At 71.4% G+C, this 15,735-nt stretch carries 16 protein-coding genes; 6 read left to right on the top strand and 10 right to left on the bottom strand.

Going from position 1 to position 15,735, the window contains the following annotated elements; genetic code table 11:
• From JWQ05_RS02625 to JWQ05_RS02605, 5 genes are all read right to left on the bottom strand, one after another.
• A complete protein-coding gene (locus JWQ05_RS02625) occupies positions 1–1,434 on the bottom strand; it encodes an HD-GYP domain-containing protein (RefSeq protein WP_299654021.1) in 1,434 nt (477 codons plus the stop codon).
• 115 nt (positions 1,435–1,549) lie between these two features.
• A complete protein-coding gene (rlmJ, locus tag JWQ05_RS02620) occupies positions 1,550–2,395 on the bottom strand; it encodes a 23S rRNA (adenine(2030)-N(6))-methyltransferase RlmJ (RefSeq protein WP_299654018.1) in 846 nt (281 codons plus the stop codon).
• Between the two features lie 64 nt (positions 2,396–2,459).
• The gene (locus tag JWQ05_RS02615; protein WP_299654262.1) at positions 2,460–3,086 is read right to left on the bottom strand and encodes a ribonuclease T2; all 627 of its coding nucleotides are present in this window, start codon (positions 3,084–3,086) and stop codon (positions 2,460–2,462) included.
• A 59-nt stretch (positions 3,087–3,145) separates the two neighbouring features.
• Positions 3,146–3,613, bottom strand: coding sequence for a hypothetical protein (locus tag JWQ05_RS02610; RefSeq protein WP_299654015.1), 468 nt, complete (start codon positions 3,611–3,613; stop codon positions 3,146–3,148).
• A 135-nt stretch (positions 3,614–3,748) separates the two neighbouring features.
• Positions 3,749–4,759 carry an extensin family protein gene (locus tag JWQ05_RS02605; RefSeq protein ID WP_299654012.1) on the bottom strand — a complete coding sequence of 337 codons (1,011 nt, stop codon included), beginning with the start codon at positions 4,757–4,759 and terminating at the stop codon, positions 3,749–3,751.
• A 141-nt stretch (positions 4,760–4,900) separates the two neighbouring features.
• On the opposite strand from JWQ05_RS02605, the gene JWQ05_RS02600 reads away from it, so the two are divergent.
• Entirely contained in the window at positions 4,901–6,133 is a 1,233-nt protein-coding gene (locus JWQ05_RS02600) for an amidase (RefSeq protein WP_299654009.1), read from the top strand.
• A gap of 85 nt (positions 6,134–6,218) precedes the next feature.
• On the top strand, positions 6,219–6,986 hold the full coding sequence (locus JWQ05_RS02595; RefSeq protein ID WP_299654006.1) for a methyltransferase domain-containing protein: 768 nt from the start codon (positions 6,219–6,221) through the stop codon (positions 6,984–6,986).
• A gap of 28 nt (positions 6,987–7,014) precedes the next feature.
• Here JWQ05_RS02595 and metW read toward each other — a convergent pair whose 3' ends face one another.
• Both metW and JWQ05_RS02585 read right to left on the bottom strand, forming a co-directional pair.
• Positions 7,015–7,689: a methionine biosynthesis protein MetW gene (gene metW / locus JWQ05_RS02590; protein WP_299654259.1), complete on the bottom strand. Its 675-nt coding sequence runs from the start codon at positions 7,687–7,689 to the stop codon at positions 7,015–7,017.
• 17 nt (positions 7,690–7,706) lie between these two features.
• On the bottom strand, positions 7,707–8,924 hold the full coding sequence (locus JWQ05_RS02585) for a homoserine O-acetyltransferase (protein WP_299654003.1): 1,218 nt from the start codon (positions 8,922–8,924) through the stop codon (positions 7,707–7,709).
• A gap of 351 nt (positions 8,925–9,275) precedes the next feature.
• Between JWQ05_RS02585 and JWQ05_RS02580 the strand changes: the two genes are divergently transcribed.
• The 4 genes from JWQ05_RS02580 (at position 9,276) to JWQ05_RS02565 (ending at position 13,351) form a co-directional block, all read left to right on the top strand.
• A complete protein-coding gene (locus tag JWQ05_RS02580) occupies positions 9,276–10,175 on the top strand; it encodes a chorismate mutase (RefSeq protein WP_299654000.1) in 900 nt (299 codons plus the stop codon).
• A 44-nt stretch (positions 10,176–10,219) separates the two neighbouring features.
• Positions 10,220–11,209, top strand: coding sequence for an Ldh family oxidoreductase (locus tag JWQ05_RS02575; protein ID WP_299653997.1), 990 nt, complete (start codon positions 10,220–10,222; stop codon positions 11,207–11,209).
• 89 nt (positions 11,210–11,298) lie between these two features.
• Positions 11,299–12,423 (top strand): histidinol-phosphate transaminase, encoded by a 1,125-nt coding sequence (locus JWQ05_RS02570; protein WP_299653994.1) that lies wholly within the window; start codon positions 11,299–11,301, stop codon positions 12,421–12,423.
• Positions 12,416–13,351, top strand: coding sequence for a prephenate/arogenate dehydrogenase family protein (locus JWQ05_RS02565; RefSeq protein WP_299653992.1), 936 nt, complete (start codon positions 12,416–12,418; stop codon positions 13,349–13,351). The genes JWQ05_RS02570 and JWQ05_RS02565 overlap by 8 nt, the downstream gene beginning before the upstream one ends.
• Here the strand turns inward: JWQ05_RS02565 and JWQ05_RS02560 are convergent.
• The 3 genes from JWQ05_RS02560 to JWQ05_RS02550 all read right to left on the bottom strand — a co-directional run.
• Positions 13,348–14,433 (bottom strand): DUF2125 domain-containing protein, encoded by a 1,086-nt coding sequence (locus JWQ05_RS02560; RefSeq protein WP_299653990.1) that lies wholly within the window; start codon positions 14,431–14,433, stop codon positions 13,348–13,350. The two genes, JWQ05_RS02565 and JWQ05_RS02560, sit on opposite strands and share 4 nt — an antisense overlap.
• Positions 14,434–14,589: 156 nt before the next feature.
• Positions 14,590–15,036 (bottom strand): hypothetical protein, encoded by a 447-nt coding sequence (locus JWQ05_RS02555; protein ID WP_299653987.1) that lies wholly within the window; start codon positions 15,034–15,036, stop codon positions 14,590–14,592.
• A 124-nt stretch (positions 15,037–15,160) separates the two neighbouring features.
• A partial coding sequence (locus tag JWQ05_RS02550; protein ID WP_299653984.1) for a 1-acyl-sn-glycerol-3-phosphate acyltransferase occupies positions 15,161–15,735 on the bottom strand: 575 nt, incomplete at its 5' end.

The following is a 15,735-nucleotide window of genomic DNA, read 5'->3' as shown; positions in this document are numbered from 1 at the left end:
TTAGGCGGCGAGACCGGGCGAGGCTCGGTCGGACGGAACTTGGTCAGACGGAACTTGCGCGAGATTGCCGTCGAGGGCCGCGATGGCCTGCTCCAACGCCGCAAAGCAGGTCGGGTCGAAGGCCGTGCCGAGGTCGCCGCGCATGATGTCGAGGGCCTTCGGGACCGGCATCGCCTTGCGGTAGGGCCTGTCGGCGGTGAGCGCGTCGAACACGTCCGCCACCGAGACGATCCGGGTCTCCGGCTCGATCGCCTCGGCGTCGAGCCCGCGCGGATAGCCCTTGCCGTCGAGGCGCTCGTGATGGGCACCGCCGATCCGGGCCATCTCGCGAAAGGCCGCGACGCGGGTGAGGATGCCTTCGGAGAGCACGGCGTGGTGGCGCATGTCCCGCCACTCGGCCTCGTCGAGCTTGCCGTTCTTGTCGAGGATCGAGTTCGAGACGCCGAGCTTGCCGACATCGTGCAGCAACGCGGCCCGGCGCAGCCAGCGCCGCCGCTCCGGCGTGAAGCCGAGTTCCGCCGCGATCAGGTCCGCATAGACCGCCACGCGCTCCGAATGGCCCGAGGTGAAGGGGCTCTTGGCATCGATGACCTTGGCAAAAGCGCGGGCGATGTCGTCGAGGTAATCCTCGTCCACCACCACGACGCGCTGAACCGGCTCCAGGGCCGCGACCGCCTCGGCGATCGCGTCCGAACCCAGCATCTCCCAGAAGCCCGGCATCGCGGCCGCCCGCTCGAAGCAGGCCACGGCGTGGGGATCGAACCAGGTGCCGCTGCGGCTCCGGACCTCGGCCAGCGCCGCCTCGCGCCCGGCCCCGGCATGGAAGACGTCGGCCACCTGGGCGAGGAGCGCGATGCGCGCATAGATCGGGATCGCCGCCCCCGCGCGGCGGTCCGGACGGCCCTTGCCGTTCCAGTGCTCGTCGAGGGCGTGGATCGCGCCGCAGACGGCGGGCGGGAAGCGCAGCTGCGCGGCGATCTCGGCGCCCCGCTGGCAGCGGGTCTGGATCAGGTCGTCGGCGATCTCGCCGCCGTTCTGCAGGATGTTGAGCACCGCCTTGAAGCGTTCGGCCAGCCCGGACTTCAGCCCCGTATGGGCGAAGACGAAGCCGAGCACCTTCGGCAGGCTGTCGCTGACGGTCTTGAAGTCGCGCTTGAAGTTGAGATCGTCGGAGAGATAGAGCTCGCAGATCCGGGCGGCGTTGCTGGAGCAGCCGAGGTCCTTGAGCATCACCGTGTAGTAGAGTTCCCAGAGTTGAGCCTCCGGCAGGCCCATCTGCCGGCCGACATGCATGCCGATCCAGGTCGCGCGCACGCAATGCCCGATGGGCTGGCCCTCGGTGAGATCGAGGGCGTGGCTGAGGGCCCCGAGCAGCTCCGAGAGCTTGATGCCGCCGGGCGCGCTCGGCGCGCCGTCGACGAGGTGCAGCGACATGTGGTTCCATCCCGACCAAGACCGATGCGAGTCTTAGCGTTGGAATACCAACAAGACTTTACCGGCGGCGTCTGAGAGCCCGGATTGCGCGACGCTTTTCGAAAGGGTTGCGCTCTCACGCGGGTGCGCCGAAGGCCTCGCAGCGGAAGGCGCCGTAATCGGTGCGGGCCAGGCGCTCGGCCAGCGCCGGCAGGAACAGCATCGCCTCCTCGGCCAACCGCCAGGGCGGGTTGATCACCACGAGGCCGTTGCCGTTGAGGCGGGTGGGGTCGGGGGCTGAGACCATCAGGTCGAGGCGCAGGGCCGGCCGCGCGAGGCCGCGGTCGAGATCGGCGATCATGCGGTCGACCTTGGCCACGTCCTTGATCGGGTACCAGCCGAGATAGGTCCCGGTGGGCCACTTCGCGACCGCCTTGGCGAGGGCCGCGCCGAGGCGGTCGATTTCGCCGAGTTCCTCGTAGGGCGGATCGATCAGCACCAGGCCGCGCCGTTCCGGAGGTGGGATCAGCGCGTTGAGCGCGGTCCAGCCGTCGAGATGCATGACCTTCGAAAGAGAATCCTGGTTGAAGCGCACCCGCAGGGTCTCGGCATCGTCCGGGTGCAGTTCCACGAACACGCCCTGGTCGGAGGGGCGCAGGAACTCGCGGATCAGAGCGGGTGAGCCCGGATAGGTCTCGGCCCCGTGCCGCTCCTGCGTGGCGGCCACCGCCTCCCGGTAGGGGGCGAGCAGTGACTCGACGGCTTCGGGAAACGGCGTCGCGAGCCGACCCCAGCCCTCGGTCCATTCGCCGGTGCGGCCGGCCTCGTCGCCGGTCAGGTCGTAGAAGCCTAGTCCCGCATGGGTGTCGATCGCCCGGAAGCCGCCGGGTTTCAGGCAGAGATGGGCCAGCACGCGGCAGAGCACGAGGTGCTTCAGGACATCGGCGAAATTGCCGGCGTGGAAGGCGTGGCGATAGTTCATGACCTCGGAACCCGTCTCAACCGCTGTCCCGGCCATTCCGCTTCGGGTCGGGATCACGAAAACGCTAGCGCGCGGCGTCGATCGCGACCTCGCCGGAGCGGCAATTCTGGCGCGCCACCTCGGGGCAGGGGGTGAAGCCGCGCAGGTCCTTGGCAAAGCAGATCCGGACCTCCTGCAACTGCCCGCCCCGGCAGGTGACCGACATCATGTCGGGGCGCAGGCCCCGGTTCGCCGTCACGAATTGCCGGGCGACCTCGATCGGCGCCATCCGGGTGTCGCGCTCCGGCGTCTTGAACGCGTCGGGAATGGTCACAGCCGCGCGGGCGTCACGGGCCGCCTGGAAGTACGAGATCGGGTCGAGGCCCGAGCAGGTGCCGTGGGTGCGCCACTCGTGCCGCGCCAGGCCCTCGCTCGGATAGACCTGCCCCGCCACCTCGATGGCCTGCCGCGTCGGCGAACGCTCGACGGCGGAACAGTTCGATGGGTAGCCCCGGGTGTATTGTGGCCAGAGGCCGTGGACGACGAAGCCGAGGCCGCGCCCCGACCGGCACTGCCCGTCCGCCTCGCGGCGGGCGCCGGGCCCGTCGCAATAGGTCGGCGACCAGGACAGGGCTAGGACGTAGAAGTCGAACGTGCCCTGGGTGCCGCCGCCGCGCTCGAAGCCCTGGGCCACGGCCTCGGGGGCCGCCAGCGCGAGAGCTAGGCCGGCGATCGCGAGGCGCGCGGCCGACCGGAGCCGGGACGAGCCGTTCACGGACGGGCTTCGCGGCAGGCCGAGGAATAGGCGTAGGCGAGGTTGCGATCGAGGCCGTGGACGCAGAACTCGATGCCCCAATCGGCGCCGATGATCCCGAGCCCGTCGCGCACGGAATAATCCACCTTGCGGCGGATGCCGTCGGAGGTGGTGGCCGTCGCGCTGCAGAAGCGGCGCGGGTAGTAGTCGAGGCCCCAGGGCCGCCAGGCCGTGCGCTCGATGTGCTCGTAGCGCAGGATGGTCAGCGACGAGTTCCAGAACTTCGCTTCCTTCTCGGCGAAATGCGTCGAGAGCCGTTCAAGAACCTCGGGCGCCTGGCAGCCAGGGATGTTGGCCTCGAAATTGAACTCGCGCTCCTCGGCGGGGGTGATTTCCTCGCGGCCCGAGCGGGCGAGCGCCGGCTGAAGGGTGCCGGCCAGCACGAGGCCAAGGGCGAAGGCGGTGGAGAGGGGGTTCGGGCGCATGCCGGCGACTTCCGCTGGAGTCCGTAAAGCTTCGCGGAACACTGGCGGCTCGGCCCGCCCTGTCAAGCGTGGGCCGTCGAACCGGGTCGCTTTCCCGGCGCCCTGGGGTTCGCCGGGCACAGTCCGGGCGCGACGTCAGTAGATCGGATCGTCGGGGCCCGGGGCGGCGAGCGAGAGCGGTTCGGCGGCGAAGTCCTCCGGCGGGAGGGCGGCGGCGACCCGGGGCGCGGGCAGGCGCGGAAGGGGTGCGCGCGGCGCGGCCGCATAGGCGACCGGTGGCGCGGGCGACCGTGCCGGTGCATGGGCGAGTTGCGAGGCCGCAGGCCGAGCGGGCTGGCGCGACGACATCGGGCTCACGCCGTAGGGGTCGTCCTCCTCCACGTCGACGGGCGCCTGGGGCGGGGCGGGCAGGCGCTCGGGCGGGCGCGGCCGGGCGGTGGCGCGGGTGGCCCCGTCGGTGCCGAGTTGCGGCGCGAACTTGATCAGCGGCTGGCAGATACGGCGCAGGCCGCGCGGGTCGTGCCGGGCGAGGTCCACGTGGATGTGGTCGTAGTGGAAGACGTTGGAGCCCGGTGCCAGCACGGTGGAGAAGCGGGCACACGCACCGAGGAAGACTTCGCGCAGGAATCCCTGCTCGGCCTCGGTGCCGCGCCAGCCGCCCTTCACCGTGATGACGTAGCCGTCGGCGAGCTTGAATGACATGACGTCGACGGCATTGCCGAAGGAATGCTCGGAGAGCTTGGCGCCGGCCTGGTTGTTGCGGCCCCGGCAGGCGTAGGTGCCCGCGTTGATCTCGGCCACGGGTTGCCCGAAATACAAGTTCGCCGCCGGCTGGATGGTGTCGGCGAGCCAGGCCTCGGCCTCGGCCAGCGCCGGGCAAGCCAGGGTGACGCGCTGCTTCAACGCGACGGTGCCCTTGCCGAGCCGGGTCACACGGTAGGGTTGGAGCATGCCGCAGACGCCGGGTCCGCTGATCTCCTTGGAGGGCGTGACGAACTCCGTCGCCTCGACGAGGCGCTTGGCGTTGCAGGCCTGCTCGGTCTGGTCACGCCAGGGCTCGCGCTGCTCAAACTTGTTGAGTGCACAGCCGGTGAGGCCCGCGCCGAACAGCGCCAGTCCCGAGAACGCAAATACGCTACGCCACATGATGCGGACGATGCGCAGGGTTCCGTAAACGATGGGTCAACGATACGGGGCGGACGGACGACCCTGTGGACGGGTGTTGACAGCGGCCGGCGTTGGCCGGACCAAGCCGCCATGCCATCAGCCCCCATGCCATCAACTCCCATGCAGTCACTCGTCGACCTTCGCACCCGCATCGCCGCCGGCCGCCTCGATCCCGCCGGGGCCATCCGCCTCGCGCAGGACGCCATCGCGGCGCGCGACCCCGAGATCGGCGCGATCGTCTGCGGGACCCCGGCCCCGGCGATTTCCGGTGACGGTCCGCTCGCCGGCATCGCGGTGGGCATCAAGGACATCATCGACACCGCCGACCTGCCGACGCAGATGGGCTCCCCCATCTATGCGGGCTGGCAGCCGAAAGCGGATGCGGCCATCGTCTCGCGGCTGCGGGCGCTCGGCGCCGTGCCGCTGGTCAAGACCACCACCTCGCCCTTCGCCAGCCACGACCCCACCGCGACCGTGAACCCGCGCGACCACGGCCACACCCCCGGCGGCTCCTCGGCGGGTTCGGCCGCAGCGGTCGCCGCCGGCATGGTGCCCCTGGCGCTCGGCACCCAGACCGGCGGATCGGTGATCCGCCCGGCGGCGTTCTGCGGGGTGGCGGCGATCAAGCCCTCCTTCCGCCTCCTGCCGACGGTGGGCGTCAAGACCTTCTCCTGGGCCCTCGATACGCTCGGTCTGTTCGGGGCCGGCATCCGCGACATCGCGCATGGCCTGAGCCTGATCACGGACCGGCCCGCCCTCGACCTCGACGAATCCGCATTCGCCCCGTGCATCGGCCTCTGCCTCCAGGACTTTGCCGCCCCGGCCGACTCGGACGCGCTGGCCGCTCTCCAGCGGGCCGCCCGCGCGGCGGAAGCCGCTGGCGCCCGGATCAGCGACCTCGCCCTTCCGTCGCCCCTGCCCGAGGCCTGGGCCCGCCATCCAATCATCCAGGATTTCGAGGGGCGCCAGGCGCTCGCTTGGGAATACGCGCATCACCGGGCCCGACTCAGCCCGGAACTCGGCGCGCAGCTCGATGCGGCGCAATCCCTCGTCGCCGCCCAGTACGACGATGCCCGGCGCAGCGCGCACCGCGCCCGACGCGTCCTCAAGGACGTGTTCGGCGAGGTCGACGTCATCCTGACGCTCTCCGCCCCCGGCCGCGCGCCCTCCGGCCTCGGCACCACGGGCGACGCACGCTTCAACCGCCTCTGGACCCTGATGGGCGTGCCCTGCGTCACCGTCCCGGTCCCCGGCGACGGGCTGCCGCTCGGCGTGCAGGTCATCGCGCGCTTCGGCGATGACGGCCGAGCGCTGGCCGTGGCCGGGATGATCGAGCGGGCGCTGGCCGCATAGCCCGACCCCGACAAGCTTGAGCCGATCCTGCGCAGGCGCTATCGCGCGGCGCGATCCCCTGCATGTAGGTCCGACGGCAGCCCCGATGCGTTCCTGGAAACAGGCTGTGGCCCGGGCCTTCGACGGGGCCGAAGGTTATGACGGCGCGGCCGCGATCCAGGCCGCGGTCGCCGGGCGGCTCGCCCAGCGCATCGGCGTGGAAGCCCTGGCCGCGAACCCGCGCATCCTCGAAGTCGGCTGCGGCACCGGTCTGCTGACGGCCGCCCTGCTCCGGCTCGGGACGGGGGGTACGCTGGTCGCCTCCGACATCGCCCCCGGCATGATCCTGCGCTGCCGGAGCCGGCTCGCGGACGCGCCGGACCTGCGCTTCGTCGCCATGGATGGCGAGCGGCCCTGCCTCGCGCCCGGCTTCGACCTCATCGCCTCCAGCCTCGCGGCGCAATGGTTCGAGGATCTGCCGGGCACCCTGGCGCGGCTCGGCGCGCTCCTGGCCCCCGGTGGCCTGCTGGCGGTGGCGACCCTGGCCTCGGGCACCTTCGCCGAATGGCGGGCCGCGCATGCCGCCCTGGGGTTCGAGGCGGCGACGCCCCTGTATCCCTCCCTCGCGGATCTCGCGGCTCTGACGATTCCAGGCTGCACGCTCACCGTCGCGGTCGCGCCCATGGTCGAGCGCCACGTCGATGGCCGCGCGTTCCTCGGCGCACTGCGAGCCATCGGCGCCCACACGCCGGGCGGCGGGCAACCCCTGTCACCGGGCGCCCTGCGTCGCGTCCTGCGGCAATTCGAGGGCGATGGGTCGGAAGTGACCTACGAGGTCGCGACCCTGCTCATGCGGCGCACCGGGCAGGGTTAAGAGTTTTCACGTGCAACAGGAGCCCGGCTCAAGGGCTCGGGTCGCCCGTCCCACCGCGCCGCAGCAGGAACACGCCCTGCGCGCCCATCAGGTTCCAGACCCACCAGGGCATCGAGAACCGCATCGGGCGGCCCCGCGCGTCGAGGGCCGTCGCCTTCTCGATTTCGGCATTCACCGTCCGGCACAGGCCGACGAAGTCGCGGATGGTGCAGTGATGGATGTTCTGCGTCTCGTACCATTCCTCCGGCATCAGGGCGGTGACCGGCATGCGCCCCCGCAGGGCGAGCTCCGAGCGCACGCGCCAATGCCCGAAATTTGGGAACGAGATGATGACTTGGCGTCCGATGCGCAGGAGGTGTTCGAGCACGATGCGCGGGTTGCGGGTGGCCTGGATGGTCTGGGACAAAACCACCACGTCGAAGGCGTCGTCGGGGTAATTCGCCAGATCGGTGTCGGCGTCGCCCTGGATCACCGGCAGGCCCCGGGCGAGGCAGGCGTTCACGCCCTCGCGCGAGAGTTCGATGCCGCGCCCGTCGACGCCCCGCCGGTCGCGCAGCAGCGCCAGCAAGCCCCCGTCGCCGCAGCCGATGTCGAGGACGCGGGCGTTCGGCAGCACGAGGTCGAGCACCACGAGGTGGTCGACGCGGGTGCTGCCGGCCTCCCCGCGCGGCAGGGTCTCGGCCGCTTCCCAGGGCCGGGCCAAGCTGGCCTGCGGGTCCGTCACAGGCCGCGCGCCCGGGCGGCCGCGTCGATGAAGCCCCGCGCGGCGGCGAACATCACCGGCTCGTCGAGCAGGAACGCGTCGTGCCCCTTGTCGCTCTCCACCTCGACGAAGGCGACGGGGGCGGAGGCCGCGTTCAGGGCGTGGACGATGGCGCGGGATTCCGAGGTCGGGAACAGCCAGTCGGAGGTGAAGGACATCACGCAGAAGCGGGTCTTCGTGCCCTTGAAGGCATTGGCCAGCACGCCGCCCTTGTCGGCGGCCAGATCGAAGTAATCCATCGCGCGGGTGAGGTAGAGGTAGGCGTTGGCGTCGAAGCGCTCGACGAAGCTGAGGCCCTGGTGGCGCAGGTAGCTCTCGATCTGGAAGTCGGCGTTGAACGAGAAGGTCGGGGCCGAGCCACCCTGGAAGCGGCGGCCGAACTTGCGGTGCAGGGCCGGCTCCGACAGGTAGGTGATGTGCGCGCCCATGCGGGCGACGCCGAGGCCCTTGGCCGGCCGGGTGCCCGCTTCGAGGTAGCGCCCCTCCGCCCAGGCCGGGTCGGCCATGATCGCCTGCCGGCCGACCTCGTGGAAGGCGATGTTCTGGGCCGAGTGGCGCGGGCCCGTGGCGATCGGCATGGCGGCGAAGACCCGCTCGGGGTAGCTCGCCGCCCATTGCAGCACCTGCATGCCGCCCATGGAGCCGCCGATGCACAGGAACAGGTCCCGGATGCCGAGCCGATCCAGCAGCATCGCCTGGGCGCGGACCATGTCACGAATGGTCACCAGCGGGAAGTCGAGGCCGTAAGCGCGGTTCGTCGCCGGATCGATCGAGGCGGGGCCGGTGGAGCCCATGCAGGAGCCGACGACGTTCGAGCAGATTACGAAGTAGCGGTCGGTGTCGACGGGCTTGCCCGGCCCCACCAGGGTCTCCCACCAGCCACGCTTGCCCGTCACCGGGTGGGTATGGGCGAAGTGCTGATCGCCGGTGAGCGCGTGGCAGATCAGGACGGCATTGGAGCGTGCCGCGTTGAGGGTGCCCGCCGTCTGGTAGGCGATCTGGAACGGCGCCAGTTGCACGCCCGCATCCATCGCCAGGGGTTCGTCGAGGCCGAACTGCGCCACGAGCCCCTTCGGCTCGCGGGCTTGCGACACCTCCAGGCCCGGCGCGTCGGCGCGGGCCGCGTCGTCCTCGGGTGTGCCGGGCTTGATGGCGGTATCCAGCGACATGGTCATGGGGCGGGTTGGAGGAGGCAACGCATTGGCCCCCAAGGGTAACAGGCGGATGGCTTGGTATGCCATGCGCGAGAGGGCCGTGCGACATCAGCCGTTGAGGTAGTGTGCGGACCCTCACGCGTCAACGAAAGGGGAGCGGTGTCACGCGCTGCTCGGACGCGCCTTTGCGCGACGTCGATCCGGCTCATCCGAGGAGACCGCATCCGCCCGGCACAGGAGAACCGTTTTCATCCAAACGGAAACGGCTCTGGCCCTTGGCCGCGTGCGATCGTAGACCGGGCGGCGATGACGGGGAGGCGAGACCCCGTCGCGATCGACCGACCTCGTTCCCCGGACCCTCGCGAGCCCCGCATGCGCTTCACCACGAGACCCGCGCCGCCCCTCGACAACCTCGGCGACCTGCGCGCCGAGATCGACCGGATCGATGCCGAGATGCATGCCCTGCTGATCCAGCGCGGCTCGATCATCGACCAGCTGATCGCGGTCAAGCGCACCTCGGCCACCGGCTCGGCCTTCCGGCCCGGGCGCGAGGCCTCGATGATGCGCCGTGTCGCCGAGCGCCATCGCGGGCTCCTGCCGCTGGACACCGTGGAGGGCATCTGGCGGGTCATCATCGCCACCTTCACCTACGTGCAGGCGCCGTTCTCGGTGCATGCCGACATCTCGGGCGGCGACGCGCCGATGCGCGATTCCGCCCGCTTCCATTTCGGCTTCACGGTGCCCTACCGAGCCCATCCGACCTGCCTCGCGGTGATCGAGGCGGTGGCCGCTTCGCGCGGGGATCTCGGCATCTTCCGCCTCGATCCCGACGGCTCGGGCGCCTCCTCCGACGCGGCGCCATGGTGGGAGGGCCTCGTCGGGGAGGGCCGCCCCAAGGTCATCGCGCGCCTGCCCTTCATCGAGCGGCCCACCCATCCGGCCGGCACGCCCGTCTTCGTGGTCTCCAACCCCCTCGACGATCCGGCCGCCGCCCAGCGCGACTGGGTCCTGCACGCCACCCGCGTCGGCGCCTGGGCGCCGGAGGCGGCCCGCGCCCTGCAGGACCTCTACGGCGAGGTCGTGGCCCGCGCCCCGCGAGGCCCAGGCGAAGGGGAGGGCCAAGGGGAGGGCCAAGGCAAAGGCCACTGCCTGCTCCTCGCCGTGCCCGGCGGCGTCGGCACCCGGCAATTGCACGAGGCCCTGACCCGCGCCGGCGCCGCCCCCGAAGCCCTCGACGAAATCGGCAGCCACGCCGCCCGCTTCCGGGTCTAGGGCGACCGGGATTCGGATCGGACCGACGTGACGGAGGCGCGGCCATGCCGACCCTGACCCTGGAGCAGGCCCACGACCTCGTGGCGGCGGCGCTGGTCCGTTGCGGGACCGCGCCGGTGGCGGCCGACAGCACCGCCCGTGCGCTCGTGGGCGCCGAGGCCGACGGCCTGAAGGGGCACGGCCTGTCGCGGGTGCCGGCCTATGCCGCCCAGGTCCGGACGGGCAAGGTCGTGGGCGAAGCGCTCGTCGCGATGACGCGCCCGCGGCCGGGGCTACTCGCCGTGGATGCCGCGCACGGCTTCGCCTATCCGGCCCTCGACGCGGCCGTGGCGCATCTCCCCGGGATCGCGCGCGCGCAAGGGATCGCGGCGGCCGGCATCCGCCGCTCGCACCATTGCGGCGGCGCCGGGCGCCCCGTGGAAGCCCTGGCCGAGCAGGGCCTCGTGGCCATCCTGTTCGCCAACACCCCCGCCGCCATGGCGCCCTGGGGCGGCGCGCGTGCCGTCCTGGGCACGAACCCCATCGCCTTCGCCGCCCCCTTGGCCGGCCGGCCGCCCATCGTCGTCGATCTCTCGCTCTCGAAGGTGGCGCGCGGCGCCATCGTGGGCGCCCGCCAACGCGGCGAGGCGATCCCCGAGGACTGGGCGCTCGATGCCGAGGGCCGGCCCACCACCGATCCCGACCGGGCCCTGGCCGGCACGATGCTGCCCCTCGGCGACGCCAAGGGCATCGCCCTCGCGCTCATGGTCGAGATCCTGGCCGCGGGGCTGGTGGGCGCGCACTTTGCCGGCGAGGCGGCCTCGTTCCTCGACGCGGCCGGCGACCCGCCCGGCACCGGCCAGCTCATCCTCGCCCTCGACGCGAACGCCTTCGCGGGCGATGCGGTGGAGCGGTTCGGCGTGCTGGCCGGATCCATCGAAGAACAGGAGGGCGCCCGCCTGCCGGGCAGCCGGCGCCTCGCCCTGAGGGCGCGGGCGCGCATGGAGGGGCTGACGATCTCCGACGCGCTCCTGGCCGAGATCGCGGCGGCCTGAGGCGCGCATCGCCGGCCCGGCCCCGCGATGCTCGCAAAGCCGGGCAAGCTTTGTTAGACGGGCGGTTCGCACATCAAGTGGCCGCCCTCATGTCCTCTGCCCCCCTCGCCCCTTCACGCCCGGTGCCCCGCCCCGGCGTCCTCGCCATCGAGGCCTACGTGCCCGGCAAGAGCGGCGCGCCGGGCCATGCGAAGGTGCACAAGCTCTCCTCCAACGAGACGCCGCTGGGGCCCAGCCCGAAGGCGGTGGCGGCGATGAGGGCCGAGGCGGCCAAGCTCGAGCTCTATCCGGACGGCACCTCCCGTCAGCTCCGCGAGGCGATCGCGGCGCGCTACGGCCTCGATCCGGCGCGCATCGTCTGCGGCGCCGGCTCGGACGAGCTGCTGTCCTTCCTCGCCTACGCGTATCTCGGCGCCGGGGACGAGGGCATCTTCACCGAACACGGCTTCCTGGTCTACCGGATCGCGATCCTGGCCGCCGGGGGCACGCCCGTGGTGGTCGAGGAGCGCGACCTGCGCGCCGACGTCGACGCGCTGCTCGCCGCCGTCACGCCGCGCACCAAGATCCTGTACCTCGCCAACCCCAACAACCCGACCGGCACCTACCTGCCCTTCGACGAGGTGCGGCGCCTGCATGCGGGCCTGCCGCCCCACGTCCTCCTCGTCCTCGACGGGGCTTATGCCGAGTACGTGCGGGCGAACGACTATGCCTCCGGCCTCGACTTGGTGCTCGAGGCCAACAACGTCGTGATGACCCGGACCTTCTCGAAGATCCACGGTCTCGCCGCGCTCCGCATCGGCTGGATGGTCGGCCCGGCCGAGGTGGTCGATGCGCTCAACCGCATCCGGGGGCCGTTCAACCTGTCGGGCGCCGGCATCGCGGCGGGCGCAGCCGCCATCGCGGACGATGCACACGTGGCCGCGGCCATGGCGCACAACGACACCTGGCTCGGCCGCATGAGCGAAGCGGTGCGGGACCTCGGCCTCACCGTGACCCCGAGCGTCGCCAACTTCATCCTCGTCCACTTCCCCGACACGCCGGGCCGCTCGGCGGCGGACGCGGACGCGTTCCTCTCGGCACACGGTGTCATCACCCGCCGGGTCTCGTCCTACGGACTGCCCGATGCGCTTCGCGTCACCATCGGAAGTGCGGAGGCCAACGGCGCCTTCCTCGCCGCGCTGACCGCCTTCGTGCAGGACGAGCGGGGTGCCTGAGTTCGACACCCTCGCCATCGTCGGCCTCGGGCTGATCGGCTCCTCGATCGCGCGCGGCGCCCGGCAATTCGGCCTCGCCCGGCGCATCGTCGCCATCGACCGGGACGCCACGGTGCTGGAGCGCGTGCGCGCGCTCGACCTCGCGGATGAGACCACCGACGACCTGGCAGCGGGCGTGGCCGAGGCCGACCTCGTCATCCTGTGCGTGCCGGTGGGTGCTGTCGGCTCGGTCGCCGAGATCATGGGACCGCACCTGAAGGCGGGCGCCATCGTCTCGGATGTCGGCTCCGTGAAGGCCTCGGTGGTGGCGGCGGTGGCGCCGCACCTGCGGGAGGGCGTGCATTTCGTGCCCGCCCACCCCGTGGCCGGCACCGAGTATTCCGGGCCGGATGCCGGGTTCTCGACCCTGTTCTCCGGGCGCTGGTGCATCCTGACGCCCACCGAGGGCACGGACGCGGAGGCGACCGCCCGGGTCCAGCGCTTCTGGGAAGGCCTGCGCGCCATCGTCGAGACGATGACGCCGGAGCATCACGACCTCGTCCTGGCGATCACCAGCCACGTGCCGCACCTCATCGCCTACAACATCGTCGGCACCGCCGCCGATCTCGAAGCGGTGACGCAATCGGAGGTGATCAAGTTCTCCGCCGGCGGATTTCGCGATTTCACCCGCATCGCGGCCTCTGACCCGACCATGTGGCGGGACGTGTTCCTGACCAACAGGGAGGCGGTGCTGGAGATGCTCGGGCGCTTCAACGAGGATCTCGCCGCCCTCGCCCGCGCCATCCGCTGGGGTGACGGCGACGCGCTGCACGAACTCTTCACCCGCACCCGCGCCATCCGCCGGGGCATCGTGGCCATGGGCCAGGAGACGGCGGAGGCCGATTTCGGGCGCGCCCGCCCAAGCGAGCCGAAGCCCGACATCGCTTAGTAGAGCGGCGGGAGCTTCACGCTCGGGATCGGGAACGGTCCGAGCGTCACCCGGCCATCCGCGAGGCGGAGAGGCGGCAGCGCCTTCAGGGACGCATCGCCCTGAGCGGGTACGCCGGCCTCGGCGCTGGCCTGGTTCCGCCGGGCGCCGAGGAGCTGGCCCACCAGATTGCCGATGAGCGCGCCCTTCTCCGCGCCGAAGCGCTGGCCCATGACCTGACCGATCAGGGCCTCCACGCCCGCCGCGCGCAGGTCGAGCTGGCCCTGCGGCCGGTGTGCCGCGTCGAGGTCGAGGGTGCCCTTGGCCTGGAGCCGGCGCTCGCCCTTGACGAGGGACAGGAGGGTCAGGTCGAGGCTGCCGCCGGCCTGACGCCAGGCGTCGAGCTCGCGCGCGATCGTGCCGGTACTCAGGGTGGTGGCCCGGTTGATCGTGGCGTCCAGGGCGAGATCCGCCGGATCGGCATTGCCCAGGGCCGCGTCGGCCAGCGGCAGGCGGATCTGGGTCAGGCGCAGGCTGGTGTCGACGGCGCCGTCGGACGCAAAGCGACCCGGTGTCGGACGGGCGTGGAACTCGAGGTGCTTGGTGTCGAAATCGATCGGGTCCGCGCCGGCATCCCGCACGCTGCCCTTGGCGCCGTCCGCCACCAGGGAAGCGCGCACGAAGCCGTCGGAGGCGCCGTGGAAGCTGCCCTCCAGTGAGGTCCAGGTCGCGTCAGCGGTGAGGTCGCCCTGCTCCACGTGGAAGGGCCCCGCGACTTCGAGAATGCCCTGGCGCGGCTGGTAGACCTGCACCACCGCCGTCACCGGCCCGAGGGTGAAGCGGCTGTCGGAGCGGGCAAAGGCGAGGGAGGCGCAGCGCAGTTCGATCCGGAACGGATAGCCGGTGATGGAGCGTTCCGCGCAGGTCCAGCTTCGGCCGGCGGCCTCTTCGCGGACGAGCCAGGCATCCATCTCGGCAGCGGCCCGGTGGCGGATGGTGAACCAGCCGATCGACCAGGCGATCACCAGGGCGGCGAGCAGGATGTAGGGAAGAAACAGTCCCTTGCGCGAAGGGGGACGGGCCGGGGTCGGACTCTGCGCCATCGGGTTTTCGTGTCCTGCGCTCGCATCGGGGACCGCGCCCTCATTATGAGCGTCCCGGGGACAAGGCTTGGCAGGGTCTCGACGGCGAAAGCATGGCGGGCCTGCTGCGAGGCCCCGAACATGCGCTCACGATATCAGGGGGTGGCGACGCCGCGATCAGTGCGCGGCGTCGGCTTTCTGATCGGCGCCGAGGTCGGCCACGATCGCCTCGCGCTCGGCCTCGTCTTCGGCGAGCCGATGGACGTGCATCTCCGTGGCACCCTTGTGCCGGGCGCGGGCGATCCAGTTGCTGTGCAGGCGCTCGCGCGGGCTTTGGCCCGCGGAGGCGACGGAGACCAGTTCGCCGATTCCGGTGGCGTCGCGGCGTACGGCCAGGACCACCGCCTCGCCCATGTCGTCCAGCTCCGGCTCGGCCAGTTCGTGGATGCCGACCACGTAGCGGCGGCCGGAACGTCCGCGCCACGCGCTCAGCACCAGGGCTGGGGTGCCGCGCAAGCCGGCCGTCGTCCTCAGGCGTTCCTCGCGCACGTCACGTCTCCGGGCTCGATCGTCCTTCAAGTCGCGGAGTGCGGCCGACCAGGACAGGGCTCTCTTGTTCGCCATTTGTTCCACATTAATCTTAACGTTTCGTTGGCGTCAAGGACGACGCCCCGCCTCCATTTAGATAGGGATGACACGAGTTATCCACAAGCCGAAACGCGGCCTCGCGCCTGCGTCGCAGACGTCCTCAGACGACGCGCGAAGCGTCCCGTTCCGCCTTCGAAGTTGGCTCTGACGGCGCGTGCCCGTGGGCCGCGAGCTCAGTCCGGCCGGCAGCCAGAAGCGCGTTCGAGGCGGTCTCGATCCGGTCCTGCACGACATCGAGGAAATGGGTGCGGTCGAGGCCCGGCAGGATCGGGGCCAGGAACTCGATCACGGAGGTTCCCGGCCGCCGTAGCAGGCTGCGGCGCGGCCAATGCAGGCCGGTGTTGAGGGCGACAGGCAGGCAGGGGACGCCGAGCGCGGCATAGAGGTGGGTGATGCCGAGCTTGTAGGCGGGGGCCGCGCCGGGCGCACGGCGGGTGCCTTCGGGGAAGATGATCAGTTGGCGGCCGTCCCGGATCGCATCGGCCGCGGCCTCGTTCATGGCGCTCATCGCCCGCGTGCCCTTGCTGCGATCGATGGCGACCATGCCGGAGCGTGAGAGGTACCAGCCGATCAGCGGGATCCAGAGCAGTTCGCGCTTCAGGATGTAGGCAAAGTCCGGGAAGCGCGTGACGAGGGCCAGGGTCTCCAGGGCCGATTGGTGCTTGGCCGCCACCA

Origin of the sequence: Methylobacterium sp., assembly GCF_028290105.1 — a bacterium.
In the GTDB taxonomy this organism is placed as follows: domain Bacteria; phylum Pseudomonadota; class Alphaproteobacteria; order Rhizobiales; family Beijerinckiaceae; genus Methylobacterium.
The sequence above is the reverse complement of the archived record's forward strand: the minus strand, read 5'-3'. Positions and strand labels throughout refer to the sequence as shown.

What these genes read in the sequence shown, in the direction of transcription:
- JWQ05_RS02625 (WP_299654021.1), bottom strand. Translation starts at nt 1,434, where the DNA reads ATGTCGCTGCACCTCGTCGACGGCGCGCCGAGCGCGCCCGGCGGCATC.
- rlmJ (WP_299654018.1), bottom strand. Translation starts at nt 2,395, where the DNA reads ATGAACTATCGCCACGCCTTCCACGCCGGCAATTTCGCCGATGTCCTG.
- JWQ05_RS02610 (WP_299654015.1), bottom strand. Translation starts at nt 3,613, where the DNA reads ATGCGCCCGAACCCCCTCTCCACCGCCTTCGCCCTTGGCCTCGTGCTG.
- JWQ05_RS02605 (WP_299654012.1), bottom strand. Translation starts at nt 4,759, where the DNA reads ATGTGGCGTAGCGTATTTGCGTTCTCGGGACTGGCGCTGTTCGGCGCG.
- JWQ05_RS02600 (WP_299654009.1), top strand. Translation starts at nt 4,901, where the DNA reads ATGCAGTCACTCGTCGACCTTCGCACCCGCATCGCCGCCGGCCGCCTC.
- JWQ05_RS02595 (WP_299654006.1), top strand. Translation starts at nt 6,219, where the DNA reads ATGCGTTCCTGGAAACAGGCTGTGGCCCGGGCCTTCGACGGGGCCGAA.
- JWQ05_RS02585 (WP_299654003.1), bottom strand. Translation starts at nt 8,924, where the DNA reads ATGACCATGTCGCTGGATACCGCCATCAAGCCCGGCACACCCGAGGAC.
- JWQ05_RS02580 (WP_299654000.1), top strand. Translation starts at nt 9,276, where the DNA reads ATGCGCTTCACCACGAGACCCGCGCCGCCCCTCGACAACCTCGGCGAC.
- JWQ05_RS02575 (WP_299653997.1), top strand. Translation starts at nt 10,220, where the DNA reads ATGCCGACCCTGACCCTGGAGCAGGCCCACGACCTCGTGGCGGCGGCG.
- JWQ05_RS02570 (WP_299653994.1), top strand. Translation starts at nt 11,299, where the DNA reads ATGTCCTCTGCCCCCCTCGCCCCTTCACGCCCGGTGCCCCGCCCCGGC.
- JWQ05_RS02560 (WP_299653990.1), bottom strand. Translation starts at nt 14,433, where the DNA reads ATGGCGCAGAGTCCGACCCCGGCCCGTCCCCCTTCGCGCAAGGGACTG.
- JWQ05_RS02555 (WP_299653987.1), bottom strand. Translation starts at nt 15,036, where the DNA reads ATGGCGAACAAGAGAGCCCTGTCCTGGTCGGCCGCACTCCGCGACTTG.